A 26,089-nucleotide genomic window follows, 5' to 3' on the forward strand; every position below is an offset into this window, starting at 1 on the left:
CCCTGCCATCGAACGGGAGAGCTACTCGCGGTCACCCGCGGATTTGCGGCGGTTCAGGGCGAAGGCGACGCCGCCGATAACGACGACAGCCAGGGCTCCGAGCCCGACCCAGAGGCCGGTGTTTCCGTCGGAGCTTTCAACCTGGGCGGACTGGACACTGTCGACGGTCAGGAAGCCCCAGTAACCGGCCTGATTGGCGATGATGCCGTTCTGTTCCGGCTGAAGCGTGAAGCCGGTGAAACGGTCGGAACGGTAAGCCTCGAGGGAGCGCGGATACCAAAGGGTGATCTGAGCCGCGTCCGTGTAATGCATCCGGAGCATGTCATGAACAATGGAGGCACGTTTTTCGGCATCGAGTTCTGAGTGCTGTTCCGCGAACATCCGGTCAAATTCCGGGTTGCAGTAGCCATCCTGGCTGGTTGCCCCGTTGCCTTCGGCGTCCGGACGCGAAGCGCAGGTGTTTATACCCAACTGGTAGTCGGGATCCGGATTCACACTCCACCCCGTGAAGTACAGATCGTAGTCACCCTTGGCGGTCTTGTCCGAGATGGTATCGGAGTCGGTCGACTCCACAACAAGCGCGATGCCGATGTCTTTCATCCAGGGAACGAGGTATTCGGACATTGACTGCTCGTTGGAGCTGGCCGCGTCCACGAGCAGCCGCAGTTCGAGCGTTTCGCCGTTCTTGGAACGTATTCCGTTGCTGTCCGCAACCCAACCGGCATCGTCGAGAGTTTTCTTGGCAACCTCTGGATCGAACCCCACAATGGCGCTGTCATCGTTCGGCAGGTGCCACTGGGCGAAGGCGGAGGGGATGAAGCTGGTTGCAGGGGTGCCGTAGTCGCCGAGCACCTGTGTCAGCAGGGATTCGGTGTCGATGCCCAAACGCATGGCCTCGCGCACCGCCTTGTCCTGCAGGCCGGTGTGGCCGGTTCCGTAGGCGACACCTTCCGGGGTTTCGGAGCCGGAATTGATCCCGATGCCGGTGAAGCGGCGGCCTTCCCCGGCCTGGGTGGTGATGTTTGCTTCATTTTCCAAGGCCTTGAACTGCGTGGGCGTTAGGCCTGTGACGAAATCGACCTCTCCTGCGCGCAGGGCCTGCAGCTGGGCGTCCGAGTTCGTGTAGTAGACGTACTGGATTGCACCAATATTCGGCGCCCCCCGCCAGAAATTGGGGTTCGCCTTCAGATCGATCGACTGGTTCGCCTGGTAGCTTTCCAGCAAGTAGGGTCCGGAGCCGACTACGTCCTTGTCGTTCGGATAGGTGGTGGGATCGGAGATTTCCGACCAGACATGTTCCGGGACAACGGGGATCTCGGTTCCCGGGTTCGGGGCCTGGGGGGTCTTGAGGTTGATCACGACGGTCTTGTCATCGGGCGTGTCAATGGATTCAAAGTTCGAAACCAGGTTGCCGTTAGCAGTGCCCATGGCAGGAATGGTCATCATCTGCTCGTATGTCCATTTAACGTCCTCGGAGGTGATTGGTTCCCCGTCGGACCACTTCAGCCCGTCATTCAGCGTGAAGGTCCATTGCATTCCGTCCGGGGTGGATTCCCAGTCCTGTGCGAGGCCAGCCGTTGGAGAGCCGTCCTTGGCATCATTCTGGACGAGGCTTTCGTACATGTAACGGATGGAATTAGTCGGCAATAAGTAGATCGACGTAAATGGGTTGAACGAGTCCACGAACCCCGCGGTGGCAATCCGGAAGGTTTCGTTACCCTCGGCAGCGGGTGCCGTTTCAGCTGCCAGCGCCGGTGTGGCAGCGCCGCCCATGCTTCCCGCCACCAGAGCCAGTGACGCCGTGGCCATTTGGAATGAACGAACCCATTTGGGTCGGCTTTTTGCGGAAGATCCCATATGTATCGTATTCCTTCGTTTTTGTCTGGCGCCCTACGCCGTGCGCTGGTCCCGTCTCTGGAGAATATAGGAGGGGGTGGTGAAGTCAATAGAACGCGTCCAGTTAAGCAGAACCGCCAATTTGCGGTAGAAAAGCCAGCATTCTGACAAATGATGTAGATGTCGAGAAAACATTTTGATAACTCACAAGCTCACCCTCAGCTGATTTCGGCGCCTTCGGCAGTGCCTGCGGCGTCGGATTTCATTCCTCAATGAAGCATTGATGCGGAATTGTTACTGGGAACTTACGGAACCTATCCAGACTCCAAGGCATGAAAACGCCCGCTGGGCGCCTGATTCTTCCAGGCAGCTGAGCCCGTACCCGCAAGCCGCCCGGGGCACTTGCGGGCCCGGTTAGACAGCAGTGGAAACGGTTTCCTCGCACTGCCGGCGGGGAAGGGCGGGTGTATTGCCAGTGACACTTGGCCCACCGGCGGCATGGGCGCGCTGCGGCACGATGAACTATCAGTCAGAATGGACTCATGGCTATCTCCATTCCCGCGCTTCCGTTCCAGGCCCTTCCCGCCGAACCCGCACCGCCAACCGGCCTCTCGGCCCCGTGGATCAAATGGACGGCATTCGGGGCCGGAATGGGGGCGGCGGCAACCGCTGCGCTGTTCGCTGCAACGTCCGGTCTGGGAGTGTATTTCGCCCGCCAAGTAGTCACCCCGCGCCGGACCCGGGATGCGAACCTGCAAATCCTGGCCGTCATCGATTCCGAACACGGCAAGCAGGTCATTCTGCCCGCCAACGAAGACACCACCGTTGACGGCACCTACAGCCTGTTTTTCGACGGCGGTGCCGGCCACGCCCGGATCGGCGCCATCCGCTCCTACGAGCCGCGGGAAGGCACGGTGCAGCGGGATGTCGAAGAAATCTACAGCGGCGACCTGCTCAAAGCCGTGCGCGGCTGGTGGAGCGGCGCCATCTACGAATCGCCCACCTCCGTCGGGCTGGCCGAAGAGGAAGTGAACATTGCCGTGGACGGCGGGCTGGCGCCGGCCTGGCTGGTGCGGGCCGACGCCGACGCCGCCACCTGGGCGATCATGGTCCACGGCCGGGGGGCCCAGCGCACGGAGGGCCTGCGTGCCGTCCGCACCGCGCGTGAGGCGGGAATGACGAGCCTGCTCATTTCCTACCGGAACGACGGCGACGCCCCCTATGCCTCCGACGGCCGGTACGGGCTGGGCCTCACGGAGTGGCACGACGTCGAATGCGCCATCCGCTACGCGCTGGCGCACGGGGCCAAGGACGTTGTGCTTTTCGGCTGGTCCATGGGCGGTGCCGTCAGCCTGCAGGCGGCCGACCGGTCACCGCTGCGCCGTCACATCCGCGCGCTGGTGCTCGACGGACCGGTGATCAACTGGCTCGATGTGCTCAGCCACCACGCCCGGCTGAACCGGATTCCGGTGCAGTCCGGCCGTCTGGGACAGTGGCTGATCTCCAATCCGGCAGGCCGCGCGCTGACCGGTCTGGCTGCGCCGCTGGACCTCAAGAGCATGGACTGGGTGTCTCGAGCCGAGGAAATCCGGATCCCCACCCTGATTCTGCACAGCGAGGACGACGAATTCGTGCCGTTTGGCCCCTCGGCTGAGCTGGCGGAGAAAAACCCGGGCGTGGTGACGTTCGAGCGGTTCTCCAAGGCCGGTCACACCAAGGAATACAACGTTGACCCGGAGCGGTGGGAGACCACGGTCCTGGTCTGGCTGAACAACGTTCTGGGCCGCACCCGGCATCCCGCAGAGCGCCGGGCGGACACGCCGAAGGGCTAAGAGCTGCTCAGCTCTTGGGTCCCGCGATAGGGGCCGAGAGTGCGGAGGTCAGCCGGATCAGGTCAAACGGTGACAGTCCGATTTGGAAGCCCCGCCGGCCGCCGGAGACGTAGATGGTGTCCAGCAGCTCGGCGGAGGAATCGATTCCGGCGGCGCTGGGATGGCGCTGCCCCAGCGGTGAAATGCCGCCCACAACGTAGCCGGTGCGCCGTTCGGCCTCTGCCCGGTGCGCCATGCTGGCCTTCCGGGCGCCCATCAGTGCGGCGAACTTCTTCAGGTCCAGGTTGTACGCCACCGGAACCATGGCCACCGCCAGCCGTCCGCCGAGGTCCACCATGAGTGTCTTGTACACGGATTCCGGCGGCAGCCCAAGTTTGTCCGCGGCCTCCAGACCGTACGACGGCGCATCGTGGTCGTGCGTGTAGCTCAGTGTCTCGTACGGAACTTTTGCGGCGTCGAGGACCCGGGTTGCCGGCGTCGCACTTCCTGATGTCTTTCCTCGACCCGCCATGGTTATGCCTGCTTTCCGCTGTCCGCAGCGTCCCTGGATGCTGCATCCTGCTCGAGCCGGCGCTTGATGCGTCCGAGCATTGCTGACATTCCGCGCATCCGCAGGGGAGTGATGGCCCGGGTGAGCCCGAGCCGGTCCGGAACATCCGCCGGCACCGCGAGAATCTCAGCGGCCGGCAGTCCGTTCAGCCCCTCGTGGAGGACGCTGGCGAAACCGCGGGTGGTGGGAGCCTCCCGCGGTGCCGAAAAGAACAGCTGGACCCGGCGCTCGGGGGAGTCATCCACCTCGATGGTCAGGAACAGCGGCGACTGGCACTCAACGACCTGTTCGAGCAGTTCCGGGTGCTCGGCCAGCCGATCCGGCAGGGGAGGAAGGGTCCGCGAAAACTCCAGGAGCAGTTCCAGCCGCTCCACTTCTTCGAGGGCCTGGAAGTCCTCGATGATTTCGGCAAGCTGTGCCGGTACGGTCGGTAGTGCTGACGTGGTCATATGCTTCGTCTCTCCGCTGTGGTGCTGGTGCTTGGTGTGTTGTGCCGGTGCTGAGGTGCTGTGCTGCCGCGGCCTAGCGTGCTGCCGGAGCTTCTCCGGGTGCCTCGCCCTTAGCGATCGGAACCCGCACGGCGTTGCCCCATTCGGTCCAGGACCCGTCGTAGTTGCGGACCGAGTCGAAACCCAGCAGGTGCTTCAGTACAAACCAAGTATGGCTGGAACGTTCGCCGATCCGACAGTAGGCGACGACGTCGTCGCCCTCCCGGAGTCCGGCCTGGTCCTTGTACAGCGCCTCCAGCTCGGGCCGTGTGCGGAAGGTTCCGTCGTCAGCGGCAGCCTTGCTCCACGGCACCGATGCGGCGGTCGGGATGTGGCCGCCCTTCATGGCGCCCTCATCCATGTAGTCCGGCATGTGGGTGCGGTCGCCGGTGTATTCGGCGGGAGAGCGGACATCGATCAGCGGGCCCTTGCCCAGGTGCGCAAGGACGTCGGGCAGGTAGGCGCGGATCGGCGCATCGTTGCGTTCGACGACGGGATAATCAGTGGCCGCGACCTGCGGCTTGTCCGTGGTCAGCTCCCGGCCTTCCGCAATCCACTTGTCCCGTCCGCCGTCGAGCAGGCGAACGTCCTCGTGGCCGAAGAGGGTGAAGACCCACAGTGCGTAGGCTGCCCACCAGTTGCTCTTGTCGCCGTAAATGACGACTGTCGAATCGCGGGTAATGCCCTTGCGGGACATAAGCGACGCGAAAGACTCTCCGTCCACGAAATCTCGGGTATCGGTGTCATTGAGATCCGTATGCCAGTCGATTTTCCGTGCACCTGGAATGTGGCCCGTCTCGTAGAGCAGGATGTCTTCGTTTGATTCCAGGACCACCAGCCCGTCAGTTTCCAAGTTGTCGGCGAGCCACTGTGTGGAGACGAGCCGCTCGGGATGGGCATAGTCGGCAAACTTGGATGCGGTGTCCGGGGCAATCGACATGTATGTGGCCTCTTTCGGTTTCGGATCGGCCGCCGCGAAGGCGGCTGGCACGGGCTTACCTCTAGCCTAACGACGCGTGCGGACGAAAACTTCCGATGGTCTGCTGATGTCTCCGAACTTTGTGCCCGAACTTTTGTGCCCTGACTTTGTGCCGGGCTATTTGTGCCGGGCCATTTGCGCCGATGGCCGGACGGGCCCGCGCTCGCAGCTGAGCGCTTGTCCGGAATTCAATCTCAACGGGGACGTCCCGGAAATCCGGTGGCTGGGCCCTCTTGGCGTATCGTTGCAACGGCGGCAATTTTGCCGGCGGCAGATCTGGTACCACTGGCAGCACTACCGTGGGAACCTTTGACACCTATCAACATCGGATGGACGGATTGCGCACAGTGGCACAAGTGGAGCACCTTGCAGAGCGGACTCCCCAGGTCTCGACAGATGACCTGTTGAAGGGGTTCTTCCCTTCTCCGCGGTTCGGCTCAGTTTCCTTCGACAGCTACCGTCCGGATCCATCGCAGCCCTCCCAGGCGCATGCGGTGAGCTCGATGCGGAACTTTGCTGCCGCCGTCGACATTCCCGAGCCGACCGGTTTGCGCAGGCTCTTCGGCGCCAAAAAGCCCGATTCCAAGGCCGGGTTCTATTTGGACGGTGGGTTCGGCGTCGGCAAGACGCACCTGCTTGCCTCGCTGTGGCACTCGGTTGAGGGCCCCAAGGCCTTCGGAACGTTTGTCGAGTACACGAACCTGGTTGGTGCACTGTCCTTCCGCAAGACCGTGGATGCCCTGAGCACCTACAAATTGGTGTGCATCGATGAATTCGAGCTCGATGATCCGGGCGACACCGTTCTGATGTCCCGTTTGATGCGGGAGCTCGCTGATGCCGGCGTCAAGCTTGCTGCCACGTCCAATACCCTGCCCGGTTCCCTGGGCGAGGGGCGTTTTGCCGCCGTCGACTTCCAGCGGGAAATCCAGGTTCTGGCCGACCAGTTCGACGTCGTGCGCATTGACGGTGAGGACTACCGGCACCGCGGTCTGCCGCAGTCTCCCGATCCCGTTGCCGAAGACGAGCTCGAAAGCCGGGTTACCGCGGAGTTCAGCGGAAAGGTGGTGGCCGAGGACGATTTCACTGCCCTGATCAACCATCTCTCCACCGTGCACCCCAGCCGCTACCGTCAGCTCATTAGCGGTATCGACGCCGTCGCGTGGCACAACGTCGGCACCATCACCGAGCAGTCGGTTGCCCTGCGCTTTGTGGTCCTCGCGGACCGGCTGTACGACAAGGATGTTCCGATTCTCGCCAGTGGTGTTCCGTTCGATCAGCTCTTCACTGAGGAAATGATGAACGGTGGGTACATGAAGAAGTACTTCCGTGCTGTGTCCAGGCTTACCGCCCTGGCTCGCGAGGGTCAGACCGGGGAAGCGGCCTAGTCTCGGTTGGCGGTGCCGGGGCTGCTTTGAATAACTGATGGCAAAGATGGGGGTCTTGTGCGCAGAGCAGTTATCTTGGGTGGCAGCGGACTGATTGGCCGTGCCGTTGCCCGGCGGCTTTTGTCGTCCGGCTGGAATGTCGATATCACGGGCAGGAACCCATCCAACGTTCCTGCCGATCTCACCGCCTCGGGTGCGGCATTTCATGCGGCCGACCGCAGCGATACCGGGGCTCTGCGGCATCTTGTGGGCTCTGGTGCGGATTTGCTGGTGGATTGCCTGTGCTTCACTGCAGCTGATGCCCTGCATCTTCTTCCGTTTGTGGGTGATGTGGGATCGTCTGTGATGCTCTCCAGCAAAGCCGTTTATGTCGATTCGTTTGGGCGGCACGTGAATTCGCCCGACCGTCCTGTCTTTTCCGGCCCAGTTTCTGAAGACCAGCCCACTGTCGCTCCGGGCAACGGCTATTTCGACTCGCCCGAAGGGTATGGACGCAACAAGGTAGCTGCTGAACACGTGCTGCTGGACAGTGGGCATCCGGTCACTGTCCTCCGTGCGTCAAAGGTACATGGGGAGGGTGCCTCTCCTGCCCGTGAATGGGTCTTTGTCCGTCGTGTCCTGGATGCCCGAAAAGCCGTGTTTCTGACTTCCTCCGGTTCCGGTGTAGACCATACGACTGCAGCTGTGAACGTCGCTGCGCTGGTGGAGCGTATTGCGGCGAACCCCGGTAGCCGGATCCTCAACAGCGCAAATCCTGATGCTCCGAGTGCTCTCGAGATTTCACGTGTTGTCGCGGCCTATTTCGGACACCGGTGGGAGGAGATACTGCTTGCCGGTGGAAGTGGGTCTGGCGGCCGTGCTGGCAGCGCTGGCAGTGGTGCCAGTGCGGGGAGTGGTGGCGGTCGTGGTTCAGGGGGAGCAGCGCCGGGTGAGCGTGGCAGTGCCCAGCTGGGTACGCATCCCTGGGAGAGTGCTGCGCCCATTATTCTGGACACCCGTGCCTCTCTGGAGCTCGGTTACGTTCCTGTGGGTGATTACGCAGCCACGGTCCAAACTGAGCTGGACTGGCTTTCCAGGAGTGTCGACGATCCTGCCTCTGCAGCCGGGCGTCTGGAATTCTTCAACCGATACGTTGACTACGCTGCGGAAGATCGATTTATGTCGGAACGTCGGTAGCACTCTGTCGAATACTGACGCTGGTTTTGCCGGCCATCCTGCGGCACACCAGCCAGAAGCACCGCTAGCAACCGAAACCCATTGGATTTTTGGAGGCGATTATCCGCGACACTGCGAGATTCCGCCTTCCAAACGCTAATCGTTTGTGGTGCGCTGGGGTGGTCCTGCTAACCGGGGGTCTTCGCAGGGATAGACGACTTAAATGACGAAGGTCCTGGTGCCGCCACTCGGCGGAACCAGGACCCTTGTCGTGCTCTGAAGCTTATACGGCCGGAGGAGTCGGTCCGGAATCAGTTCCGGAGTCGGGACCCTGCTTGCGGTCGACCTTGTCTACCGCCTCTGAGGCCTTGCTCTGGAAGCCATCGATCTTGTCGGAGTACTTTCCGCCAGTCTTCTGATCGACGAAGTTTCCTGCGTGATCGATGCCGCCCTTGATCTTGTCAGCGTTTCCGCCCACAAACTCGGTTGCCTTGTCCTTCAGCTCTCCGGCCTTGCCCTTGAGCCCGTCAAATACAGACACGGACACCTCCTTTCGCAGGGGAAACCAAACGTTTCCCGTTCATTTCAATCGTAAGGCAACTGAGTTGATGGACCAACAGCTGCAACTGGGCCTTTGGGCAGGGTGCTGGCGCGATGACGGGCTGAACGCGCGGGAAGGACCGCTGCCAAGCTTGAAGAAGTGGCGCCTCTCCTGTCCGGCCACCCTAATTGCCGGAGCGCGGGTCCCGATCTGCCCGCAGTCCTCGGATGAGCTTGTGGGCAGTCCCGAACCGGGATATGGCGCCCGCACCTCACACCGTTTGTCGGTCTCGGCGCAGTGGATGGAAATACGTGTTGCGCAGCGGTGCTTGGAAGGGATCCACGTAGGTGGGCGGGATGAACCACGGGACACCGTTCCTGACGCGGATGCGCCATTTCTCCCGGTGTATCAAATGATGGTGGAACCCGCAGAGCAGGACACCGTTGTCGGTACTGGTAGCGCCGCCACGGGAGTAATACTCAATGTGGTGGGCCTCGCACCACGGCGCCGGTGAGGTGCAACCGGGGAAAGCACATCCGCCGTCTCTGGCGGTTAGTGCTTTTCTAAGATGCGGCGGGAAGTAGCGGGAAGCACTTCCCACATCCAATATGCGGCCCTCACCGCTCAGGACAACCGGAATGATGTCCGCCTCGCAGGCGATGCGGCGGATTTGGTGGGGTGGGACGGGGCCAGCAAAGGCCAGCATGCCGCTTTCCGTTTTTCTCCCTACTCGTTCCTGGAGCTGCTCATAAGGAACGATAGCCAGGACCTGCGGCTTGGACCCTCCGTTGGCGGGGAGCTGCCCAGACGACAGGGCGATCCTGCAGGATGACACGAGGCCGTCCAGGCACTTTTGCGGATAGCTCCGCCGGTCGGCGGGGACTGCACGTTCGTTTCCTTCCAGATCCACGCAGGCTCCATCCGCAGGTTGCCCCGCGTCGTTCCGGGGGCTGGTTTCCGGAGACAACGCCGTCATGAGGGTTTCGAATTGATCCTCCGTCGCGAAAATATCCAGGCGGTGCATCCCGCGGTACTTCCGGCGGATAAACAGGCCCTGCAGTTCGGCCTTTTGCTGCTCAGACGGTTCAGTTCCATCAGGGTCCAACTGGTTCACCCAGGCGCTGGCCACCACAGTGAGGGCATCCAGGTCCTGGCTGACAGCCACTTCCGTCAGTGCCTCCTCCATGGAGGCCCTGTCCTCCGGGCTGCCGCAGCCTTGCACGTGTTTCATGGCCACACTGACCGTCTGGGCGGCTTGCCCGGACACCAGCCCCTGAGCCACCCGAGCGGACAGTGCTGCGAGCTCAGGTTCGATTCTCTGACCAGTCAGGCTAGTTGCCGGCATAAGAGCCGATCCAAGGCAGATTCGCCTCCACGCCTCGCGACGGCTAATCCGAAGCCGCTGCCGCATGTAGTCCGCTGTGCTCTTAAACTCCTGCTGGGCTTTCCCGGCCGCGGTAGTCCACGATCCTGACATCTCAGCACAAACCCGTCCTCGGTCCATCGCGGCTGCGGTGCCGACCTGCAGATAGTCCACAAACCGGGAAAGTTCCTCGACAGTGGATGCAAGAGATGCAAGTTCGGCACAGTTGAGGCGGGGGAGCCATTCGTTAACATCAGAGGCGGCGTTACGGACGGAGTAAAGGGCATGGAGTAGCCCTGTAGGACTTATGTGCTCAGTCTCACCAGTCAGAGTTTCGGGCTGTCCGGTCTGTATGGTCCGCGGCGGGTTACCGGTGGGGCCGGCAGTTCCGGTCATCCACGTTGTCCTCGGGGCAGCGATCTCTTCGTCCATGGCATCCAGCCTCTCAAGATGAAGGCCCGGCGTCGAACACATGTTCGAAGTTGGGGAAAAGGCTGCGTCAGTCCGCAAAATTCCGCATTTGTGGAGGAGAAGTCGGGAGGCCAGCACTTCCACGGAGAAACGCCGGAAGGTTAGCGCACGAGACGAATCCCTGAAGCCACGTTGGACAAAGCCGCGTTAAACACAGAAGGAGCAGGCCGTTTGGCCTGCTCCTTCTGTGTGTCGCCCCGAAACATCCCCGGAAAGCAACTATGTGAGCGGACGACGGGATTCGAACCCGCGACATCCACCTTGGCAAGGTGGTGCTCTAGCCAGCTGAGCTACGTCCGCAAAAAAGACAACCTGGGTTGTCCGTGCGCGATACTGGGATCGAACCAGTGACCTCTTCCGTGTCAGGGAAGCGCGCTACCGCTGCGCCAATCGCGCTTGATGCATCAAGTCTCCCAAAGGAGGCCCCGATGCAGTCAAGAGAGCGGACGACGGGATTCGAACCCGCGACATCCACCTTGGCAAGGTGGTGCTCTAGCCAGCTGAGCTACGTCCGCAAAAACACAGTTGTGCGTCAAAACGCCTAACTGTAGTGCGCGATACTGGGATCGAACCAGTGACCTCTTCCGTGTCAGGGAAGCGCGCTACCGCTGCGCCAATCGCGCCCATAAGGGCTTGCAAGTCCACCGTGGAGGTGGGGACGGGATTCGAACCCGCGTATACGGCTTTGCAGGCCGCTGCCTCGCCTCTCGGCCACCCCACCGTGACCACTGCATAAGCATAGGCCGACCGGTCAACATCAACCGGTTTTACAGTGACTTGCGAGCGGACGACGGGATTCGAACCCGCGACATCCACCTTGGCAAGGTGGTGCTCTAGCCAGCTGAGCTACGTCCGCATGCTGAAGAAGTTAGTGTAATCGTCCTCGAATCGCTTTCGCGTTTCGCGGCGAACTCCCGCTTTCCAACGAAGAAAAACTCTACTGGACGATTCGAAGTTCGTCCAATCGGGACTAATTTGCGCCACGCCGGAAGCAGTCGTCCTCACCTGTATGTCTTCGCAGGTGGGGGTGGTGAAGCGGCTTGAGGCGGGCTCCTGGGGAGTAGCAAACAGAGCAAGCGGACAAGGTGTGGCCGGCCGTGCGGGAGTAACGGTGCGGAAATGGGCAACGGAAGGGGGTAGCCGCCTGTGCGCGATGACGCCGGGCTGAGCCGCGCACGACGACGGCGGGCTGGGCCGCGCACGACGGGTGCCCTGCGGACGACGACGGCGGCAGGCTGAGCCGCGCACGACGGCGGACCGGGTGCTCCGTGCCGCGCAACCCGTCGCGGAGATCAGCAGGCGCTCCGGCCCCGCCCGCTGTGTTCTGCTGCGACTGGCGTCTTCTCCGACGGCTTGCCCCGACGCGGATCGTGCATCGGTTTGGAGCCAGCTCCAATCTGGGCTAGCATCTTTAGACGTTGCGGTTGTGAAAACAATTTGCAGCAAGGGGGCGATTGGCGCAGTGGTAGCGCGCTTCGTTCACACCGAAGAGGTCACTGGTTCGAACCCAGTATCGCCCACCAAAAGCTGTTGAAGAATTGTCGCTAAGAGGTCCCCCAGGGGGCCTCTTTTCGTATCTCAGGGCAGAAACCCCTGCGCTAGTTTTGCGCGTTGTTCCGATGCGAATACCAACGCTGCCAGGCCTGCAGCCAGCGGGCCTCGGCTGCTGGGTCGGCGATCCCGCAGCACCATAGATCCTGGGCAGCCCGACTGGGTACGTCACTCGCGAAGACGGCATGGCGGATGCTCTCGGCCACCGCCTCGGTGCCAGCCTCTTGCCACCACGGCACGGCAGACGACAGAGCTTTCATTTGATCCAGCAGAGCCATCAACGCCTGGGCAGCTGCCGGAGCATCCTGCCCGGTGAAGTGCATCTGGCTCCGGTGGGCTTCCGTCCACCGGGTGCGCAGCTCCATCATCCACCGGCGCACCTCGGCATACCCGGCAGGATCGGGATTCTCCAGGCTCGTGAGGATAAGTCGCTCGATGGCACCGAATCGGATGCTTGCGCAAGCCTGCGCAAATCCGGGCGGAGCGTCCTCTTGTTCCGCGTGCTCGAGCGTCAATGCGGCGAATGAGCTCAGGTCGGAAACGACGGTAAGGCGAATCTCGGACAACTCGACTCCGCGGGCAACGATCGTGGCAAAAGTGCCGGGGAACCCCGGTCCGGGCGGCAGGACTTCGGCGGATAGATATACGTGGGCGGCGAAAGCATCACCCTGACGGCGGACCACACAGGCCGCACGGGTCTCCTCTACGAGGATCGTTGCATGTTCCAGAGGTGAAAGGCCGGCTTCGTGGGGATCGGCACCAGGGGTTGACGACTCACTGAGACGGGCGGCAAAAGACAGCAGGGCTGCCTCCAGCAGGACTCCCCGGACAGGTGTCCGACGGCGGTCAGCCGGGCGCGACGTCACCGAAAGGAACGGACCGGCAGGGTTGCGCGGGTCGCCAAAATCGAGCACAACATAGTGGGAATGGACGTTCCCGAGCACCTGACGAACGCGCCCGGGGAGCTTCGGGACAGCCAGCCCCAGCACCGGAGGAACGGCCAGCGGGTCCTCCCAGAGAGGCTCCCGGGGCATGGCGAACGGACTGCCGGAGCTGGCATCGGGAGGCGTTCGGTCCGCTCGGTCAGGCCATGCGTCCATGCAGGCGATGGTCGCATGGGGTGGTTGACCGGGTCTAGGGGGCGCGGCAGAATGCAGACTCACGTGTAACCAATGACACATGGAAACAAACAGACAACACAGGTAAGCAAACGATGAGGAGTGCATGATGCGGAAGCTCTGGACCAAAAACGGTCGCCCCCTGCTCAATGACGGCAATACGGTGCTGGTGCCTTCGGGTGCGGTGGTGGGAAAAATCAGCGGTGACCGGGTGTTTGCAGGAGAGGATCTCGCCTACGTTGGCACGCTGGTGGGGGATCGGCTGGTGTTCCGCAGCTACGACATCGATGGCCCGGACCGTCACTACACGCGTCCCGTAAGCGTTGCGGACGTTGAAGAGGTACCGCCGGCACGCATGTGGGGCGATGAGCCCGTGATCCCTGACTGACCATGTGGTGCCGGTCTTTATTTGGCCGGCAAGCTTTTTATTTGACCAGGAAACGGAACAAATATTTGGCCCGCACCTATTCCCTGTGATGCAAATCACAAGTATGGTTCGGGGGAACGGCTCCGATTCGAGCCGATCAGCCCCTTCGAGGCCACGCGCCAAGGCGGGAGCGGCGAAGTCAGCAGCAGACCAGGACAAGAACCGGCACAGGGTTGTGCCGGGATGGAAGCAGGGAGATGCAGCTATGACCAGTGTTCAAAACGACCCGACTGTCGTTGAAGCGATCGACACGTCGAAGGTGCCGTACCGGGTGGAAAATGAGCTCTTGGTTCCGACGGCCCGGTACCACGACAAGGAGTTCTTCGAGGTGGAGAAGAACCTTTGGAAGCACGCGTGGCAGCTGGCCTGCCACGGCACGGAAATCCCCAAGCCCGGAGACTTCACGGAATACACCATCCTTGACCAGTCCATCATGCTCATCCGCCAGAAGGACGGCAGCGTCAAGGCGTTCCACAATGCCTGCCGGCACCGCGGCACGGCGATTGCCTGCGGCTCCGGCACTTTCCGGGCCGACCAGGTCGTTTGCCCCTTCCACGGTTGGCGCTGGAATCTTGAGGGCAAGAACACCTACATCTACGCCAAGGATGCCTTCCGCGAGGAAACCGTTCAGCAGGCGGATGTCGACCTCGCCGAAGTGCAGGTGTCGGAGCGCTGGGGATTCGTTTGGATCAACATGGATCCCAAAGCCGTCTCCTTCGAGGAATGGCTTGGAGGGATCAAGGGTCCGCTCGACGGCAACGGATTCGAAAAGGCACACATTACGTGGTGGCACCAGATCGAATTCGAGGCGAACTGGAAGATCGCTCAGGAGGCCTTCTTTGAGGCCTATCATGTGATGCAGGCACACCCCGAGATGGCCGGATTCCTGCGCGATGAAGACTTTAACGCCCTCGCCTTCGCGCACTACAGCACGGATCCGCAGGGGCACGGGTGGACCGATTCCAGAGCGCCGAGAATCCTGCAGCTGCCGGGTCAGGAAGACCGGCTTTTTGCAGACCCGGAGAAGATGACACCTGCGGTGAAGTTCTATATGAGTGCGAAGGTCATGTGGGAAGGATCGCAGTCGCAGACGAATGCTCACTACATCGCGATTCTGGAAGATTTGTTGGAGATAACCGATGCCAACGAATTCTTCGGTGAGTTCTTCAAGCGGGCCTACATCGATGCCGCGATGCGCGGAGTCGAGCTGACACCCATGCATCCGGACACCACCGGGCACTGGACAATGTTTCCGAACTTCACCGGTGTGGCGATGCTGGGCTGCGGCCTGGTCTACCGTGCGCGTCCCCACCCCACGGACCCCAACAAATGCATCTACGACTTCTTCGCCCTGGAAATCCCTCCCACGGGCACCCCGGTCAAGAAGCCCAAGATCGGAGCAGACGACGCGCCCACATGGGATGAACTGTGGTTCGTCCAGCAGGACGCGAGCAACATTGAGCGAATGCAAACGGGTATCCGCTCGTCGGACCTGGAGCATGTCCGTCTCGGTGTCGACGTCGAGCGCCTGATCGTCAACTGGCATCAGGCACTGGACCGAGAACTCGCCAAGTACCTGTAGCCGGAAATGTCTGCGGAGCCGGTATCCATCCCGTTCCCGAAGGTGCGCGTTGAGCCTGCCGGGGTGGTGATCGAGGTAATGGACGGGGAAACCCTCTTCGACGCGGCCTATCGGGAAGGGTATGACTGGCCGACTGTCTGCGCCGGACAGGGCACCTGCTCCCGGTGTCACGTGAGGATCCTGCAGGGTGCTGACCAGGTGGCGCCAGTCGCCCCCTCAGAGCCCGAACAGCGCGTGATCAAAAGGGTGGCGCAGCGCAACTACGAGAACAAAACCGAAGGAATCCGCCTGGCCTGCCAGATCGAGTTCGCGGCCGACGTGACCGTGGAGCAGCTGGTTTTCCGCGGGGAACGGCTGCCCGGCACTTAGCCGGGCGGCCCTGTCGGCGCCCTAATCGACGATCGAGGAAACAGATGGCGGCATCCGAAACGTGGGTTGGGCAGGTCGGGTGGCAGGACAAAACCGGTCGGGCGGCAGAGGGCCGGCGGCCAAGAAGAAGGAGGTATGCGGACATGGCAGTGGTGACAGTGACAACCGATGAGGACAGCGAGGGCTTCCAGCTGGAGGTCGAGCCGATCGTAACCGGAGGGTGGCTTTCCGCCGAACCCGGTTTCAACGGCTTCGGTCCAGGTCAGGTCAAGAAGGTCTACGTTGACGGTGCCGCCCATTGGGCACAGCGTCGGTGGACGCACCTGGCGTTGATTCCGGACAGCTGATCCCGGACACACAAGGACCTGGGCGGGACCGCCAAAGGTCAACATAACGGGACGGCCGGCAGGGATACCAGCCGGCCGTCCTGCTGTCCTTCAGGCGAAAAGGACCCTTGCCGTTCCGGGCGCCAGGTCAGCGCCGGCGGCATCCCGAAGCCAGAGTTCGAGCAGGACCTCAGTGCCGGCGTCGGTCCCGGTGACCTCGATGATGGTGCCGCCGGCGGTGATGCTCCCCTTGGTGTTCGGTTTGCGGAACTGGGCGGAGACTTCCAGGATCCGGCCGCTTTCTCCCATCCAGTTCCGCACTGCGGCATGAAGATAGGAAACGAGGAGATTGCCCTGGCCGAAGGCGCCGGGCATGCCCGCAGCCCGACCGGCGTCGGCATCCATGTGAATCGGGACGAACTCGTCGTTGACGGCAGCAAAGCGGTTCCAGGTGTCCAGGCCTGTCTCGCGGGTCCAGTCGCCAATGGAGGCGCCGGGGACAAGCTCGGGCGTATTGGCGGGTGTTCGAAGGGGTGCGGTGGTCATGATTCCTCGCTCGGGTCTGGGTCGGATCTGGGGTGGGCCTGTGGTCTGGCCGGCGGTAACAGAGGAGGTCAGTAACGGATCAGGGTGAGTTCGGTGCGCTTGACCGTTTGGTTTTCCTGGTTGGTCCAGGTGTCGGTCATGGTCGTGAAGAGCATCCGGCCCAGTCGGCCCTCTCGCTCCGTGTAGCCGGCGAGGATGCGCTCGGACGAAATGGTGTCGCCAACCCTCATGGGGACGCCGTATTCGATCTTCAGGCCGCCGTTGAGCTGCTTGGTGAGCCCTGGACCCTCGATGCCGATGCTCTTCTCCGTGCGGTCCGGATCGTGGCCTGGAACGTCACTGGGATGAGGGGGAGTGTCGGAGGACAGCACGGCCCAGGCGAAGGGGTTCATGTCCTCCGGTGCCGTGAGCCAGGCTTCCTCTGCGCTGAGGTATTTTTCGGGCGGGGGTTCGGGCCAGTAGATCGCCGTCGCCCATCGCCGAATGTCCGAGGCAGAGACGGGGTACGAGAGCTGATGACCCAACCGGGTCCCGAGCGCCGCCTGCATCTGGGCGGTAATGAGTGAGCTCATAAGTTTGATTCCTTGACTGGTGGGGCGAAGTGCTGAAGCGGTGGGAGGTGCTTGACAACTGTCTCCGATCAAGGCAGGTTTCATCAATAGCGGAACGAATATTTGTTTCGCGGGCTTTCCCGGTTTAGTTGGCTTTCCGGCCGGCCGGCATTCATATCGAAAGCTCAGCACCGTTACTTCGTGTCCGTCAGAGAGGGGATGGCTCCATGGCCATCGGCCAGATCTTCCACATCATTCACATGACCGACGACCTCCCCGCACTGGAGGCCTGGTACGACGACGTCTTCAGCGTGCGCAGGGGGTTCCTGGACCACAACTACATGCCCGGGGAGAAGCGTGACGCCTCCCTGGTGCTGCTGGGGGACACCGTGATCGAGCCGCTGGCACCGGCCTTTCGGGTTGAGGGCTGGGACGCGATGCCCCTGGGCCGCTTTTTCAACCGCTTCGGGCGGCACTGGCATTCGATTGCCTGGTACACCGATGACGCCGGAGAAATGTGGCAGCGCTGCACCGACGCAGGAATCCGAGTCTTCGTCGAAGGCGGCCGGATGACCACTGAGCGCCCCGGACCCAACTCGGCCATCATGACCCACCCCAAGGACACGATCACGCAGCTCGAGTTCTTCAATCCCGAGGGCAGCCAGGTCGGGACGATGGATCCCCGGTCCAACGACAGCGGTTTCGACCCGGAGTGGTGGATTTCCAACCACCCGGTGAAGACCCCGGGGCTGGCCTACACGACCATCCTCACCAAGGACCTGAACCGGGCCACGGGCATTTTCGCCGGCGTCCTGGGCGGGGAGCTCCTGCACAAGGGATCCTCCGCGCTGACCGGCACCGACGACGCCTACGTGCAGATCGGCGACACCGTCGTCCAGCTTTCGACGCCGAACACCGGGAACACCCTGGCGGCAGCCGACCTGGACGCCAACGGCGAAATTCACCACGCAGCAGCCTTCCGGGTGCAGGACCTCGACGCGGTGCAGGCCTACTTCGAGACCAAAGGCATCACCACCCTGGGCCGGGACGAGCACACCCTGATCACCGATCCGGCCACCACTCACGGCGCCCTGTTCCGCTGGACCACCTGGGACGTCCCCGGCGGACCGCGCGACGCAGCGCGCGGAGGAACGGCGTGAGCGGCGGTCAGTCCGAGGCGCTGCGGCGGCTGCTCAACCCGCGCACCGTGGCCGTGGTGGGGCTGCGGGACGGCGCACCGTTCGTGAAGTCCTTCTCGCCCACGCTGAAAAGCGACGCCACCATCTACTACGTCAACCCGAAGCATTCCGCCGTCATGGGCCAGACGACGGTCCCGACCCTCTCGGACATTCAGGGACCGATCGACGCCGTTTATTGCGTCACCAGCGCCGCGACGGCAGTCACCGTCGTTGAGGAGGCTGCCGCGCTGGACGTCGGGGGCGTCGTTCTGGTGTCCAGCGGCTATGCCGAGATGGGGGATGTGGCCGGGGCCGCGTTGCAGGAGAGGATCGCGGCGGCAGCACTGGCGTCAGGCATGGCCGTCGTCGGGCCGAACGGGCTGGGTTACTCGAACGTGCCGCGGAACATCGGCCTCACCATTGCGGCAGACCACAAGCGCCGTGCAGGCGGTCTCTCCATCGTGTCCCAGAGCGGCGCCCTGCTCAGCGGGGTAGTGATGGCGGCCTGGGACCGGCCCCAGGTCGGCCTCAACGTTGTCATCTCCGCCGGTAACGAAGCCGTCACCGATCTGGCCGATTACCTGGAGTATCTGGCCCACGACCCCGCCACCACTGCGATTGGCCTGGTGATCGAGAAGATTCGCCGGCCCGAGGCCTTTTTCGAGGCGGCCCGGGGTGCGATCCGGGCCGGAAAGCCGATAGTCGCCCTCAAGCTGGCCCGCAACTCGCGGACACAGGAGATGGCGGCCTCCCACACCGGCGCGCTCACCGGCGATGCGTGGGTGTACGACGTCGCGTTCCGCCAGTTGGGGATCGGCGTCGCCCGGGACCCGGAGGAACTCATCGACCGGCTGGCGGTCATCGACCAGCTCGGCGAGGAATACCGCACCAGCGGCAACGGGCTCGCGGTCATCACCTCCACCGGGGGTTACGCCTCGATGGCCATGGATCTCGCGCTCGACGAGCAGATCGCGGTCCCGGCCCTGGAGCACCTGCGCGGCTGGATCGAGGACCTCATCCCGGGCGTCCATGTGCCCAACCCCTTGGACACCACGCCGATGGGCATGCCGCACCTGGAACAGATCCTGGACCGCTACACGGCCGCCCCCGACGTCGACGCCGTGCTGAACGTCCATCCGCTCACGGATGAGGACGAGAGTCCGTACTCCGGGGCGTTCCTCCAGGCCTTTGTGGCCGCGGCGGAGAAGACCGGCAAGCCCTTCCTGGTCTCGAACTGCGGAGGAGCGCTGGGGGACTGGGCACGGAAGATCGTGGACGCATCCCCCGCCGCGGCCGGCGGTCACGGAATACGGGCCACATTGCGCGGACTGCAGACACTGGGAGACTTCTCGCGCCGGCGCCCGATGATGGCCGGCCCCCGGGCGGAGGCAGCACCGGTTGCCCGACCGGAACAGCCAACGGTCGCCACCCCGGAAGGATCGATGCTCCCGTTCGCTGCGGCCATGGAGCTGCTGCGGTCGCAGGGAATCCCGGTCGCTCCTTACCACCTGGTGGCGCCGGACGCCGAAGCCGGCCCCCCGGATTTTGCCGGTCCGTACGTCGTCAAGCTCGCCGACGTCGGTCATCGGACCGAACACGGGGCCGGTTGAAGTCGGAGTCCCCGCGGATGAACTCCGTGCCGCTGTAACCCGGATGCGGAGCATAGCGCGGCGCGACGCGCTGCCCGCGCTCGTCGTCGTCCAGCCGATGCTGGCGGTGCGCGCCGAGGCGTTCATCGGCATCCAGTCCACCGAGCTCGGCCCCATGGTGGTCTTCGGGCTCGGCGGCGTGATGGTCGAGGTCATCAACCGCATCGGCGGCCGAATGGCGCCCTTCCCCCGCTCCGAGGCCGAGGACTTGATTGCCGAGTTCGAAGATGCCCGGCTGATGCACGGGTTCCGCGGCCAGCCGGCCTGGGACCTTAATGCGCTCGCAGACCTCCTGGTGCGCGTCGGCGACTTCGCGGCCGGCAGCTCCGAATGGCTCGGGTCCCTCGACATCAACCCCCTGGTGGTCACCGACGACGGGTTCGCCGCCGTCGACGCGCTCTGCCTGCTCCAGGCACCGCCGGCACCGGCACCGGAACCTTCCCCCGTTTCTGAAAGCTCTGTCCCTGAAAGGACCTTCATCTGATGACAGCGAACACTGCCACCACAATCCTGATCGGCGGCGAGTGGCGCGAAGCGCTCAGCCGCTCCACCTTTCCGGTAACCAACCCGGCCACCGCAGCGGTGATCGGGTGGGCGTCCGACGGCGGAGCCGACGACACCGCGGCCGCCATCGCTGCCGCCGATGCCGCCTTTGACGCCTGGGCCGGAACCACGGCACACCAGCGCTCGGGGATCCTGGCTCAGGCGAACCTGATCATGCGCGGCAGGCAAAAGGAACTGGCCGCCCTGATGACCAGCGAGCAGGGCAAACCGCTCAAGGCTTCCCTGAACGAGGTCGGCTACGCCGCGGACTTCCTGGCCTGGTTCGCTGAGGAGGCCAAGCGGATCGGCGGCGTCACGATTCCCTCAGCCCGCGCCGACCAGCGCTTCATTACGATGCGCCAGCCAGTGGGCGTGGTTGCTGCCATTACGCCGTGGAACTATCCCATTTCGATGCTCACCCGCAAGCTCGCTCCGGCGCTGGCGGCAGGCTGCACCTCGGTGCTCAAGCCCGCGGCACTCACGCCGCTGTGCGCGGTGGCCACCCTGGAGGTCCTCCTGGAAGCCGGAGTGCCGGCAGGTGTGCTGAACATGGTCACCACCAGCCGCGCGGCTGCCGTGGGGGACACCCTGGTTGAATCGCCGGTGGTGCGGAAACTGACGTTCACCGGCTCCACCGCCGTTGGCAAGAAACTTGCCGCCAAGGCAACCGAGAGTCTCAAGCGCGTCTCCGTGGAGCTGGGCGGCCATGCGCCGTTCATCGTGTTCCCGGATGCCGATCCAGTGCGGGCCGCCAAGGGGGCTGCGCTGGTGAAGTTCCTCAACACCGGCCAGGCCTGCATCAGTCCCAACCGGATCTACGTGCACCGCTCGCACTACGACACGTTCGTCACCACGCTCACCGAGCGGGTCAAGGCACTCAAGGTGGGCGCGGGTGAAACTCCGGGCGTCTCGATCGGCCCGCTTATCGACGAGCGCGCGGTCACCAAGATGGAGTCGCAGGTCCTGGATGCGCTGGAGAAGGGTGCCCGCGTGACGGTGGGCGGCGAACGGGTCGAGGTCGAGGGGTTGGAGGGGAAGACCTTCTTCGCGCCCACGGTCCTGGCCGATGTGACGCCGGAAATGCAGATCTACTACGAGGAGACGTTCGGACCGATCGCGGCGGTGATGCCGTACGACGACGAAGAGGAGGTGATCGCCAAGGCCAACGACAGCGAATACGGACTGGCGGCCTACGTCTACACCAATGATCTGTCCACGGCCATCCGGGTCACTGAGAAGCTCCGGTACGGGATGGTGGGCGTGAACGACATCAACCCGACCTCGGCCTCGGCACCGTTCGGCGGCGTCAAGGCCAGCGGACTGGGCCGTGAGGGCGGATATGAGGGGATCGACGAGTATCTCGACACCAAGCTCGTCGGGATCGCCGTGTGAGCCCTTCCGGCGCCCTTCCGGCGCCCTTCCGCACGCCCGGCACAGCGCCGGTCACGGCGCCCCTCCCATCGCACGGCCAAGTGTGATGCTTGACACACCCAAGGCTCTCGACTAGGTTCCAATAACCAAATAATTGTTCCGCAGGAGGCAGGGGGCGGCCGGCATCGACGCCGGTGTCGCGTCCGGCCGTCCGGCAGGCGGATAGCTCTCCAGGTCCACAGGCGCCCCGGCGCCGCAGCTTAATTTCGACAGGAGTACGCACACCATGACCGCAACGCTCGAGGTGGATCCGACCACCGACATCGATCCCCAGATTCTCCTGGGGATCTACACGATCGCCGCCAAGATCAAGATGTACGACGACACTTACATCTCCATGCTCCAGACCGGTAAGGCAACGGGCATGTACTACTCGCCCCGCGGCCAGGAGATCATCCCCTCCGCGATCGCGCAGGTGCTCACCAAGGAGGACTACGTCCTCACCATCTACCGCGGCATCCACGACCAGATCGCCAAGGGTGTTCCCCTGCGGGAACTGACAGCTGAGTTCTTTGGCCGGGTCGGCGGCACCTGCAAGGGCAAGGGCGGTCCGATGCACGTCACCCACCCGGAGTCCGGCCTGATCGTCACCACCGGCGTCGTGGGCTCCGGCCTGCCGATCGCCAACGGCGTCGCCCTCTCGGCCCAGATGCGCGGCACTGACCAGGTGACTGTCGTGAACTTCGGCGACGGCGCCACTAACATCGGTGCCTTCCACGAAGCGATGAACCTGGCTTCGGTGTGGAACCTGCCGGTGGTCTTTGTCTGCCAGAACAACCAGTACGCCGAATACACCGCCTTTGCGCAGGGCACCTCGGCGGCGCAGATCACGGATCGGGCCATCGGCTACTCGATGCGCGCCTTCCATGTGAACGGCAACAACCCCGTGGAAATGTACGAGGCAGCCCGCCAGGCCGTTGATGCGGCCCGTACGGGTGGCGGACCCACCCTGATCGAAGCCGACACCTACCGGTTCCGCGGCCACACCCCGCAGGATCCGATGGAGTACATGCCCAAGGAGGAACGCGCCGCCGCTGAGGCTGCGGACCCGGTGCCGGCCCTGCGCCGGCGCCTCCTCGAGGAGGGCATTGCCACCGAGGAGCAGCTCAAGGACATCGAGGATGCGCACCGCGCCGAAATCGACGACGCCTTCGCCTTCGCCGAAGCGAGCCCACAGCCCGACCTGTCCGAGCTCCACACCGACCTCGTCTGAAAGAGCGGAAATGACTACGCAAGCACAGGCCCCCGAAAGCACCGACGACACGCCGCAGGAACGAATCCTGAGCATGGTCCAGGCGATCAACGAAGCCCTCGATGTGGGAATGACGATCGACGAGACCGTCTTCGAACTCGGTGAGGACATCCAGGACCCCGCCGGCGGCGGATTCAAGATCCACAAGGGTCTCTCCACCAAGTTTGGACTGGAACGGGTCCGTCCCACGCCGATTTCAGAGCAGGCCATCATGGGCGCCGCCGTCGGCGCCGCAATCGCCGGGATGCGCCCGGTGGCCGAGATCATGCTGATGAACTTCCTGGCCGTAGCCTCGGACCAGCTCATCAACCACGCGGCGAAACTTCGCTACATGTCCGGCGGCCAGACCAAGGTTCCGCTGGTGGTGCGGACCACGACCGGCGCAGGCGGCGGGTTCGGGGCCCAGCACTCCGACATGCTGGAGGCGCAGCTGACGCACACCCCCGGGCTGAAGGTGGTTGTGCCCTCGACGCCGGCGGATGCCAAGGGGCTGCTGCTGTCTTCCATCTTCGACGACGACCCGGTCGTTTTCGTGGAAATGTTCATGCTCTACTTCACGCAGAAGGGCCACGTTCCGCCGGGTGACTACCGGGTGCCGCTGGGCAAGCTGCGGACCGCCCGTGAGGGCTCCGACGTGACGCTGGTCAGCTGGGGCCGCCAGGTGCACGACTGCATCGGTGTCGCGGAAAAGCTGGCAGGCGACGGCATCAATGCCGAGGTCATCGACCTGCGCACCCTGGTCCCGCTTGACAGGGAAGGGCTGCTCAACGCAGTGGCCGGAACCAAGCGGGCCGTCATCGTGCACGAAGCAGTGCGCCGCGGCGGTTACGGTGCCGAACTTGCAGCCACCATCTCCGAAGAGCTTTTCGGCGAGCTGGCCGGTCCCGTGCGCCGCGTCGGCGGTGCGGAAACCCCGGTCCCGTATGCCCGGAACCTCGAGGCGGAGTACCTGCCGCACGCCGGTCGGATCGAGCAGGCGGTTCGGTCCCTGTTCTAGCCCGCCCAGTTCTGAGTTGCTATGGATACCGCAGCTCAGCAGTTTTGACCGCAGCTTCGCTTTCACACCGAAAGGCAGCAAATGACTGTTCAACTTCCAGACCCGGTGCTCGACAAAGCGCCGAGCAACGAGGACATGCTTCAGGCCTATCTGGACGGGGCCGCCCGGCTGATCGCCGTGGCTCGACGGGCAGGGGAGGAACGCGCCGACACCGTTGTTCCGGCTAGCCCGGCGTGGACCGTGCGCAATGTGGTGGCCCATCTCACCAGCGTCGCCTCCATCTCCGTGAACCAGCTGGGCTGGGGAGACGATGTGCAGGCCACCATTGAGCGGGAGGTCGAGGCACGCGCAAACCATACCGTGGATTCGATCACCAAGGAGTGGGAAGCACTGCTCGGCCCGCTCGCCGCCATGTTCGCCGGGCATCCCTCGGGTCCGCTCGTCGTCGACGTCGTTACGCACGAACACGATGTGCGGGCGGCGCTGGGCCCCGAGTACCAGGACCACAGCGCCGGACTTGAGGAGGCTCTCTCGGCCATGGTCGGCTGGGTGCGCTACCTCGGACTCGTGGGGGAGTCGGGGCTGCTGTTGAAGACCCCGACCTCGCAGGCGCTCTTCGGCGGCCCGGACATCGGCTGCGAGGTGGAGCTGCCGAGTGACTGGGAGCTCTTCCGGCTGCTGGGCGTTCGGCGCTCCGAGGAACAGCTGATGGCCTATCCAGCCACCGGGAACAAGGCGCTGCTCCTGGCGGTCACCAGCCGCTACCCGTTGCCGGTCGCCCCGCTTATTGACTGACTGCTCCACCCCCCCCGGGCGGCGGCTCCCGGGAGCCGCCGCCCGTCCAACGAAGCAACCCCCTCCATATGACGCACGAAGGAGACAGATGGCAACCGAGGTTAAGATTCCGCAGCTGGGGGTCACCATGCAGGAGGGCGAGATCGCCGAGTGGTTTGTGGCGGAAGGTGCCGAGGTGAAGGCCGGGGATCCGATCTACCTGCTCGAAAGCGACAAATCCTCGACCGACGTCGAATCCCCGATCGACGGGATCCTGCGGATCAAGGTGCCTGAAGGGGCAACCTATCCGGTGGGCACGGTCGTAGCGGAAATCGAGTAACCGATGACGGCAGAGACCGACGCTGCCGGCTCCCGGCCCCGGGCCTCGCAAGGGTCGGAAGGGCCGGAAGGGCCGGAAGCCGGGACTACCGCCCGGCTTCCACGGATGCGCAGGATCATTGCCTCGCGGATGACCGAGTCGTTGCGTGTTGCAGCTCAGCTGACGGCCGTCCAGGAGGTTGACGTCACCGCCGTTGCGGAACTGCGGAGCCGGGTCAAGGGGAGCTTCCTGGAGGTCGAAGGGGTGCCGCTGTCCTACCTTCCCTTCTTCATCCGCGCCCTGGTCGAGGCCGGCCAGGATTTCCCCCGGTTCAACGCCTCCATCGATGAGACCGGAACCCAGATCACCTACCACGCCGGTGTCCACGTCGGGATTGCCGTCGACACGCCCCGCGGGCTGGTGGTCCCGGTGCTCCGGGATGCACAGGCAATGTCGATCCCCGAGATCGCCCGCGGAGTAGCGGCGCTCGCGGGCAGGGTCCGGGAAGGCCTGGCCGGCCCGGACGAACTCACCGGAAGCACCATCACGCTGTCGAACATCGGCGGTGCGGGGACGCTGACTGACACGCCGATCATCAACTATCCGGAGGTGGCCATCCTGGGCACCGGTGCGGTGGTCCGCCGGCCGCGGGTCGTCGCAGCCGGCGACGGCACCGAGTCCATCCTCATCCGTTCCGTCTGCTCACTGCCGCTGACCTACGACCACCGGCTGATTGACGGCGCTGACGCCGGGCGCTTCCTCGCCGCGATCCGCAGGCGCCTGGAGGCCGCTGACTTCACTGCCGACTTGGCGGCCTACGGCGCCTGACGACCACGCCGCCGGCGCCTGAGGACCACACCGCGGGGGCTGAATGCC

At 63.7% G+C, this 26,089-nt stretch carries 25 protein-coding genes and 7 tRNA genes; 17 read left to right on the plus strand and 15 right to left on the minus strand.

The annotated features are described in order from the left end of the window. Window positions 1-21 precede the first annotated feature (21 nt). Entirely contained in the window at window positions 22-1,809 is a 1,788-nt protein-coding gene (locus QNO08_RS07030) for an ABC transporter substrate-binding protein (protein WP_229966844.1), read from the minus strand. A gap of 569 nt (window positions 1,810-2,378) precedes the next feature. Here QNO08_RS07030 and QNO08_RS07035 point away from each other — a divergent pair. Further along, window positions 2,379-3,668, plus strand: coding sequence for an alpha/beta hydrolase family protein (locus tag QNO08_RS07035; protein ID WP_229966843.1), 1,290 nt, complete (start codon window positions 2,379-2,381; stop codon window positions 3,666-3,668). A 7-nt stretch (window positions 3,669-3,675) separates the two neighbouring features. On the opposite strand, the gene ybaK is transcribed toward QNO08_RS07035, so the two are convergent. The 3 genes from ybaK to QNO08_RS07050 form a co-directional block, all read right to left on the minus strand. After that, window positions 3,676-4,179, minus strand: a complete 504-nt coding sequence (ybaK, locus tag QNO08_RS07040) for a Cys-tRNA(Pro) deacylase (protein WP_229966842.1) — start codon at window positions 4,177-4,179, stop codon at window positions 3,676-3,678. 2 nt (window positions 4,180-4,181) lie between these two features. Beyond that, window positions 4,182-4,667 carry a SufE family protein gene (locus tag QNO08_RS07045; protein WP_229966841.1) on the minus strand — a complete coding sequence of 162 codons (486 nt, stop codon included), beginning with the start codon at window positions 4,665-4,667 and terminating at the stop codon, window positions 4,182-4,184. 73 nt (window positions 4,668-4,740) lie between these two features. Further along, a complete protein-coding gene (locus QNO08_RS07050; protein ID WP_229966840.1) occupies window positions 4,741-5,646 on the minus strand; it encodes a sulfurtransferase in 906 nt (301 codons plus the stop codon). Window positions 5,647-6,032: 386 nt separating this feature from the next. Here QNO08_RS07050 and zapE point away from each other — a divergent pair, with 386 nt between their 5' ends. Both zapE and QNO08_RS07060 read left to right on the plus strand, forming a co-directional pair. Further along, the gene (zapE, locus tag QNO08_RS07055) at window positions 6,033-7,070 is read left to right on the plus strand and encodes a cell division protein ZapE (protein ID WP_229966997.1); all 1,038 of its coding nucleotides are present in this window, start codon (window positions 6,033-6,035) and stop codon (window positions 7,068-7,070) included. A gap of 75 nt (window positions 7,071-7,145) precedes the next feature. After that, on the plus strand, window positions 7,146-8,246 hold the full coding sequence (locus tag QNO08_RS07060; protein ID WP_229966839.1) for an NAD-dependent epimerase/dehydratase family protein: 1,101 nt from the start codon (window positions 7,146-7,148) through the stop codon (window positions 8,244-8,246). 262 nt (window positions 8,247-8,508) lie between these two features. Here the strand turns inward: QNO08_RS07060 and QNO08_RS07065 are convergent, their stop codons facing one another. From QNO08_RS07065 to QNO08_RS07100, 8 genes are all read right to left on the minus strand, one after another. Next, window positions 8,509-8,766 (minus strand): antitoxin, encoded by a 258-nt coding sequence (locus QNO08_RS07065; protein ID WP_229966838.1) that lies wholly within the window; start codon window positions 8,764-8,766, stop codon window positions 8,509-8,511. Window positions 8,767-9,037: 271 nt separating this feature from the next. Further along, window positions 9,038-10,603, minus strand: a complete 1,566-nt coding sequence (locus tag QNO08_RS07070; protein WP_349774909.1) for an HNH endonuclease signature motif containing protein — start codon at window positions 10,601-10,603, stop codon at window positions 9,038-9,040. Window positions 10,604-10,826: 223 nt separating this feature from the next. Then, a tRNA-Gly gene (locus tag QNO08_RS07075) sits at window positions 10,827-10,900 on the minus strand. A gap of 24 nt (window positions 10,901-10,924) precedes the next feature. Next, a tRNA-Val gene (locus QNO08_RS07080) sits at window positions 10,925-10,996 on the minus strand. A 45-nt stretch (window positions 10,997-11,041) separates the two neighbouring features. Then, window positions 11,042-11,115: transfer RNA gene (locus QNO08_RS07085), tRNA-Gly, on the minus strand. 36 nt (window positions 11,116-11,151) lie between these two features. Beyond that, window positions 11,152-11,223, minus strand: a tRNA-Val gene (locus QNO08_RS07090). A 24-nt stretch (window positions 11,224-11,247) separates the two neighbouring features. Continuing rightward, window positions 11,248-11,321 (minus strand) — tRNA-Cys (locus QNO08_RS07095). 61 nt (window positions 11,322-11,382) lie between these two features. Then, window positions 11,383-11,456: transfer RNA gene (locus tag QNO08_RS07100), tRNA-Gly, on the minus strand. Between the two features lie 592 nt (window positions 11,457-12,048). On the opposite strand from QNO08_RS07100, the gene QNO08_RS07105 reads away from it, so the two are divergent. Further along, window positions 12,049-12,123 (plus strand) — tRNA-Val (locus QNO08_RS07105). Window positions 12,124-12,198: 75 nt separating this feature from the next. Here QNO08_RS07105 and QNO08_RS07110 read toward each other — a convergent pair. Beyond that, window positions 12,199-13,095, minus strand: a complete 897-nt coding sequence (locus QNO08_RS07110; RefSeq protein ID WP_229966837.1) for a hypothetical protein — start codon at window positions 13,093-13,095, stop codon at window positions 12,199-12,201. Window positions 13,096-13,375: 280 nt separating this feature from the next. Here QNO08_RS07110 and QNO08_RS07115 point away from each other — a divergent pair, with 280 nt between their 5' ends. The 4 genes from QNO08_RS07115 to QNO08_RS07130 all read left to right on the plus strand — a co-directional run bounded on the left by QNO08_RS07115 (window position 13,376) and on the right by QNO08_RS07130 (window position 15,994). Beyond that, a complete protein-coding gene (locus QNO08_RS07115) occupies window positions 13,376-13,657 on the plus strand; it encodes a hypothetical protein (protein ID WP_229966836.1) in 282 nt (93 codons plus the stop codon). 244 nt (window positions 13,658-13,901) lie between these two features. Next, the gene (locus tag QNO08_RS07120) at window positions 13,902-15,278 is read left to right on the plus strand and encodes an aromatic ring-hydroxylating oxygenase subunit alpha (RefSeq protein WP_229966835.1); all 1,377 of its coding nucleotides are present in this window, start codon (window positions 13,902-13,904) and stop codon (window positions 15,276-15,278) included. Between the two features lie 6 nt (window positions 15,279-15,284). Beyond that, window positions 15,285-15,647, plus strand: a complete 363-nt coding sequence (locus tag QNO08_RS07125) for a 2Fe-2S iron-sulfur cluster-binding protein (RefSeq protein WP_229966834.1) — start codon at window positions 15,285-15,287, stop codon at window positions 15,645-15,647. Window positions 15,648-15,790: 143 nt separating this feature from the next. Beyond that, window positions 15,791-15,994 carry a hypothetical protein gene (locus QNO08_RS07130; protein ID WP_229966833.1) on the plus strand — a complete coding sequence of 68 codons (204 nt, stop codon included), beginning with the start codon at window positions 15,791-15,793 and terminating at the stop codon, window positions 15,992-15,994. Between the two features lie 90 nt (window positions 15,995-16,084). Here the strand turns inward: QNO08_RS07130 and QNO08_RS07135 are convergent, their stop codons facing one another. Continuing rightward, complete coding sequence (locus QNO08_RS07135; protein WP_229966832.1) at window positions 16,085-16,519, minus strand: MaoC/PaaZ C-terminal domain-containing protein; 435 nt, start codon at window positions 16,517-16,519, stop codon at window positions 16,085-16,087. A gap of 68 nt (window positions 16,520-16,587) precedes the next feature. Further along, a complete protein-coding gene (locus tag QNO08_RS07140; RefSeq protein ID WP_229966831.1) occupies window positions 16,588-17,091 on the minus strand; it encodes an FAS1-like dehydratase domain-containing protein in 504 nt (167 codons plus the stop codon). A gap of 206 nt (window positions 17,092-17,297) precedes the next feature. Here QNO08_RS07140 and QNO08_RS07145 point away from each other — a divergent pair, with 206 nt between their 5' ends. The 9 genes from QNO08_RS07145 (at window position 17,298) to QNO08_RS07185 (ending at window position 26,041) form a co-directional block, all read left to right on the plus strand. Beyond that, the gene (locus QNO08_RS07145) at window positions 17,298-18,230 is read left to right on the plus strand and encodes a VOC family protein (protein WP_229966830.1); all 933 of its coding nucleotides are present in this window, start codon (window positions 17,298-17,300) and stop codon (window positions 18,228-18,230) included. After that, the gene (locus QNO08_RS07150; RefSeq protein ID WP_229966829.1) at window positions 18,227-19,858 is read left to right on the plus strand and encodes a CoA-binding protein; all 1,632 of its coding nucleotides are present in this window, start codon (window positions 18,227-18,229) and stop codon (window positions 19,856-19,858) included. Before QNO08_RS07145 ends, QNO08_RS07150 begins: the two co-directional genes overlap by 4 nt. Before the next feature lie 43 nt (window positions 19,859-19,901). Further along, a complete protein-coding gene (locus QNO08_RS07155) occupies window positions 19,902-20,381 on the plus strand; it encodes an acetate--CoA ligase family protein (RefSeq protein WP_229966828.1) in 480 nt (159 codons plus the stop codon). After that, entirely contained in the window at window positions 20,381-21,832 is a 1,452-nt protein-coding gene (locus tag QNO08_RS07160) for an NAD-dependent succinate-semialdehyde dehydrogenase (RefSeq protein WP_229966827.1), read from the plus strand. Before QNO08_RS07155 ends, QNO08_RS07160 begins: the two co-directional genes overlap by 1 nt. Before the next feature lie 265 nt (window positions 21,833-22,097). After that, window positions 22,098-23,084 carry a thiamine pyrophosphate-dependent dehydrogenase E1 component subunit alpha gene (locus tag QNO08_RS07165; RefSeq protein WP_229966826.1) on the plus strand — a complete coding sequence of 329 codons (987 nt, stop codon included), beginning with the start codon at window positions 22,098-22,100 and terminating at the stop codon, window positions 23,082-23,084. Window positions 23,085-23,094: 10 nt separating this feature from the next. Continuing rightward, window positions 23,095-24,120, plus strand: coding sequence for an alpha-ketoacid dehydrogenase subunit beta (locus QNO08_RS07170; RefSeq protein WP_229966825.1), 1,026 nt, complete (start codon window positions 23,095-23,097; stop codon window positions 24,118-24,120). 81 nt (window positions 24,121-24,201) lie between these two features. Then, window positions 24,202-24,915, plus strand: a complete 714-nt coding sequence (locus tag QNO08_RS07175; RefSeq protein ID WP_229966824.1) for a maleylpyruvate isomerase N-terminal domain-containing protein — start codon at window positions 24,202-24,204, stop codon at window positions 24,913-24,915. 88 nt (window positions 24,916-25,003) lie between these two features. Continuing rightward, window positions 25,004-25,234: a biotin/lipoyl-containing protein gene (locus QNO08_RS07180; protein WP_229966823.1), complete on the plus strand. Its 231-nt coding sequence runs from the start codon at window positions 25,004-25,006 to the stop codon at window positions 25,232-25,234. Window positions 25,235-25,237: 3 nt separating this feature from the next. Then, the gene (locus QNO08_RS07185) at window positions 25,238-26,041 is read left to right on the plus strand and encodes a 2-oxo acid dehydrogenase subunit E2 (RefSeq protein ID WP_269439215.1); all 804 of its coding nucleotides are present in this window, start codon (window positions 25,238-25,240) and stop codon (window positions 26,039-26,041) included. Window positions 26,042-26,089: the final 48 nt, after the last annotated feature.

Source organism: Arthrobacter sp. zg-Y820 (assembly GCF_030142155.1).
In the GTDB taxonomy this organism is placed as follows: domain Bacteria; phylum Actinomycetota; class Actinomycetes; order Actinomycetales; family Micrococcaceae; genus Arthrobacter_B.

Bases quoted from the DNA above. Each gene is read 5' to 3' on its own strand.
- QNO08_RS07135 (WP_229966832.1), bottom strand. From the start codon at position 16,519: ATGACCACCGCACCCCTTCGAACACCCGCCAATACGCCCGAGCTTGTC.
- QNO08_RS07130 (WP_229966833.1), top strand. From the start codon at position 15,791: ATGGCAGTGGTGACAGTGACAACCGATGAGGACAGCGAGGGCTTCCAG.
- QNO08_RS07115 (WP_229966836.1), top strand. From the start codon at position 13,376: ATGATGCGGAAGCTCTGGACCAAAAACGGTCGCCCCCTGCTCAATGAC.
- QNO08_RS07175 (WP_229966824.1), top strand. From the start codon at position 24,202: ATGACTGTTCAACTTCCAGACCCGGTGCTCGACAAAGCGCCGAGCAAC.
- QNO08_RS07170 (WP_229966825.1), top strand. From the start codon at position 23,095: ATGACTACGCAAGCACAGGCCCCCGAAAGCACCGACGACACGCCGCAG.
- QNO08_RS07035 (WP_229966843.1), top strand. From the start codon at position 2,379: ATGGCTATCTCCATTCCCGCGCTTCCGTTCCAGGCCCTTCCCGCCGAA.
- QNO08_RS07070 (WP_349774909.1), bottom strand. From the start codon at position 10,603: ATGTGTTCGACGCCGGGCCTTCATCTTGAGAGGCTGGATGCCATGGAC.
- QNO08_RS07045 (WP_229966841.1), bottom strand. From the start codon at position 4,667: ATGACCACGTCAGCACTACCGACCGTACCGGCACAGCTTGCCGAAATC.
- QNO08_RS07120 (WP_229966835.1), top strand. From the start codon at position 13,902: ATGACCAGTGTTCAAAACGACCCGACTGTCGTTGAAGCGATCGACACG.
- QNO08_RS07140 (WP_229966831.1), bottom strand. From the start codon at position 17,091: ATGAGCTCACTCATTACCGCCCAGATGCAGGCGGCGCTCGGGACCCGG.
- QNO08_RS07155 (WP_229966828.1), top strand. From the start codon at position 19,902: ATGCGGAGCATAGCGCGGCGCGACGCGCTGCCCGCGCTCGTCGTCGTC.
- ybaK (WP_229966842.1), bottom strand. From the start codon at position 4,179: ATGGCGGGTCGAGGAAAGACATCAGGAAGTGCGACGCCGGCAACCCGG.
- QNO08_RS07030 (WP_229966844.1), bottom strand. From the start codon at position 1,809: ATGGCCACGGCGTCACTGGCTCTGGTGGCGGGAAGCATGGGCGGCGCT.
- QNO08_RS07050 (WP_229966840.1), bottom strand. From the start codon at position 5,646: ATGTCGATTGCCCCGGACACCGCATCCAAGTTTGCCGACTATGCCCAT.
- QNO08_RS07185 (WP_269439215.1), top strand. From the start codon at position 25,238: ATGACGGCAGAGACCGACGCTGCCGGCTCCCGGCCCCGGGCCTCGCAA.
- QNO08_RS07180 (WP_229966823.1), top strand. From the start codon at position 25,004: ATGGCAACCGAGGTTAAGATTCCGCAGCTGGGGGTCACCATGCAGGAG.
- QNO08_RS07165 (WP_229966826.1), top strand. From the start codon at position 22,098: ATGACCGCAACGCTCGAGGTGGATCCGACCACCGACATCGATCCCCAG.
- QNO08_RS07125 (WP_229966834.1), top strand. From the start codon at position 15,285: ATGTCTGCGGAGCCGGTATCCATCCCGTTCCCGAAGGTGCGCGTTGAG.
- QNO08_RS07160 (WP_229966827.1), top strand. From the start codon at position 20,381: ATGACAGCGAACACTGCCACCACAATCCTGATCGGCGGCGAGTGGCGC.
- QNO08_RS07145 (WP_229966830.1), top strand. From the start codon at position 17,298: ATGGCCATCGGCCAGATCTTCCACATCATTCACATGACCGACGACCTC.